General features: G+C 33.9%; 2 protein-coding genes and 1 pseudogene. 2 read left to right on the top strand and 1 reads right to left on the bottom strand.

From position 1 onward, the window contains the following. Window positions 1–458 precede the first annotated feature (458 nt). Window positions 459–911: a MarR family winged helix-turn-helix transcriptional regulator gene (locus MLE14_RS22045; RefSeq protein ID WP_243300515.1), complete on the top strand. Its 453-nt coding sequence runs from the start codon at window positions 459–461 to the stop codon at window positions 909–911. Between the two features lie 25 nt (window positions 912–936). Further along, a complete protein-coding gene (locus MLE14_RS22040; RefSeq protein ID WP_243300514.1) occupies window positions 937–1,455 on the top strand; it encodes a GNAT family N-acetyltransferase in 519 nt (172 codons plus the stop codon). Window positions 1,456–1,743: 288 nt separating this feature from the next. Here the strand turns inward: MLE14_RS22040 and MLE14_RS22035 are convergent. Beyond that, a pseudogene (locus MLE14_RS22035) lies at window positions 1,744–2,505 on the bottom strand (ZinT family metal-binding protein). Window positions 2,506–2,641: the final 136 nt, after the last annotated feature.

Raw genomic sequence — 2,641 nt, 5'->3', positions numbered from 1 at the left:
TTTAGATTAACAAAACCTCCCCCCAGCAAAAGAAACAGAAAGGCTGGGGGATAATACCAAAGTCCGAATAGCAGAATTGTACATTCTAAAACGAGCAAAAGTGTACATATTATCGTTGACATTTATAGAAACAATAAACCATCCTATATTGAATGGATTTTTTTTATCATAATTTGGTGATGTACTAGAGAGTGTTTAAATGCGATCTAATACTATTTCAAAGTAATTAAGTATTGGCCCTCCAAACAACATATCAACATTAAAGCTGCTATTATTTTCCAACACTCCACAGTAAGTCCCACATTAATAGACAGACATACCAAAAGTGCGCATCAAAAGTGAAATCCCAATGCCTCTTTTTCATTATTTTTTGTTGCAAATGCAACAAAGTTAAGTTACATTTAATATATGTTATTATTGTTGCATTTACAACAAAATTTTTCGCTAAGGAGTTAGCTATGAAGGAAATTCTTCGTGAAATTGGAATGATAGCAAGGGCTTTAGATTCTATAAGTAATATAGAATTTAAACAATATGACCTTACAAAAGGGCAGTATTTGTACCTTATACGAATATGTGAAAACCCAGGAATCATTCAAGAAAAGCTAGCTGAGATGATAAAAGTAGATCGAACAACAGCAGCTCGAGCGATAAAAAAACTTGAACTGAATGGTTTTATTGAAAGGAGAGACGATCGACATAACAAAAAAATAAAAAAGCTCTTTCCAACAGAGAAAGGGAAAAATGTTTATCCTTTTATAAAAAGAGAAAATGATTATTCCAATATCGTTGCATTAGAGGGGTTTTCTGAAAGCGAAGTAGAAACCATTTTCAATCTTCTTCAAAGAGTAAGAAAAAATATAGAAAAAGACTGGGAATTTGTAAAAAAGGGAAACAAGAGAAATTATTGATTATACAAAGGAGCGACATATTCAAGTGACTATTTATATAAAACAGTGTAACCTCGAGGACTTACGCAAACTTCAAGAAATTAGTTATGAAACATTTTATGAGACATTTAAGGATCAGAATTCACCAGAAAATATGAATGCGTATTTGGAAAGGGCATTTAACTTAAAACAATTAGAAAAAGAATTGTCCAATATTTCTTCACAATTCTTTTTTGTTTATTTTAATAACGAAGTCGCTGGATATTTAAAAGTCAATACCAATGATGCTCAGTCTGAAGAAATGGGTGATGAATCACTTGAAATTGAAAGGATATATATAAAGAGCGAATTTCAAAAACATGGGCTTGGTAAATGTCTGCTAAATAAAGCTATGGAAATTGCGATGGAACGTAATCAAAAGAAAATCTGGCTAGGCGTATGGGAAAAAAATGAAAATGCCATTGCTTTTTATAAGAAAATGGGGTTTGTTCAAACTGGAGCCCACTCTTTTTATATGGGTGATGAAGAACAAACTGACTTTATAATGACCAAAATACTAAAATAACTTTTTAAAAGGTGGATTATCATGTATATTCCAAAATATTTTAACCCTATTTCAGAAACGACTTATGCAAAGGGATGATGAAGAATTGTTTGGTTCTGACGTTTCCACAATTAGGGCTATGGAAGAGGGAACTTTGTAACCCTCTTCCAGTCATTTTCCGATTAACTCAAAATCACAAAACAGATATTCTTTATTTTAAAATTTTTAGTATTTAATAGAAGAGATTCTAGTTTGATAACCTTTGAATCATATATACTTGTCAAAGTAATAACCATCGTGACACCTAATTTAATGTGCCATCATTTCATGGGCAATATCATGACCATCCATTTCTGATGGGTAGTAGGTTGGCCAGTTTGTGACTTCATCCAATAAAGCTTCACGGTCCTAACCCCAATACAGGTGGTAGTGATCAGATTCAGTTGGGTAGATATTATGATCACTAAATTGAATATACTGAGGAAGTCCTTCGGCTTGATTTGCTAGTTTAAATATGTATCTTACTCCTCTATTTCCCGCATCATTTGTTAGAATTTCGTACCCATCATAGGTATACTCACCAGAAAATTCTTCTCCATTTTTAAAGAACGTTACAGAATTGTCTTGTATTACGATACGGTCAACATCTGTTTCATACCCTTTTTTATAATACTCCTTATATTCTTCAGCTGACATGTCACCTTCATGTTCAGCTTTATAAGCAAATACCTCGTCAAGCGTACCATCTTGTAGATATGGATATACTGATTGCCAGTCTCCTTCCCAATCAGAGAGTGAACGATCCTTCACTTGGCTGTCTTCAAAATAGCCATTATAAATTTTCTCTTTTTCTTCGTCATGAGCATGACTATGTTCGTGATTGTGTTCACTTTTTTGTGTGTGACTTTCAGATGTTTGCTCTTGCGTTTCAGAGGAGCCTTCTGCAAATGATGAGGATAATGTCGTTTCATTATCAGCAGACTCACCTTCAGATGGACCTGAAGTCTGACACCCTGCAAGTAGGGAAATGATAGCTAATAGGCTTAGCCATTTTGCAAATGAAATCTTCATTTTTAACACTCCTCGTATATTAGTAGTAAGAGCTCTTTCTAGTAGAATTTCCAGTTGATCCGGACAACTGGGGATCTATTGGATTCCTATAGGAAAGTGGTTGCCTTTCGGCTCCCTCACTCTTTTTGTTTTGCCC

It is taken from the genome of Bacillus litorisediminis (assembly GCF_022808645.1).
GTDB classification, from domain to species: Bacteria; Bacillota; Bacilli; order Bacillales; family JC228; genus Bacillus_BF; species Bacillus_BF litorisediminis.
The sequence above is the reverse complement of the archived record's forward strand: the minus strand, read 5'-3'. Positions and strand labels throughout refer to the sequence as shown.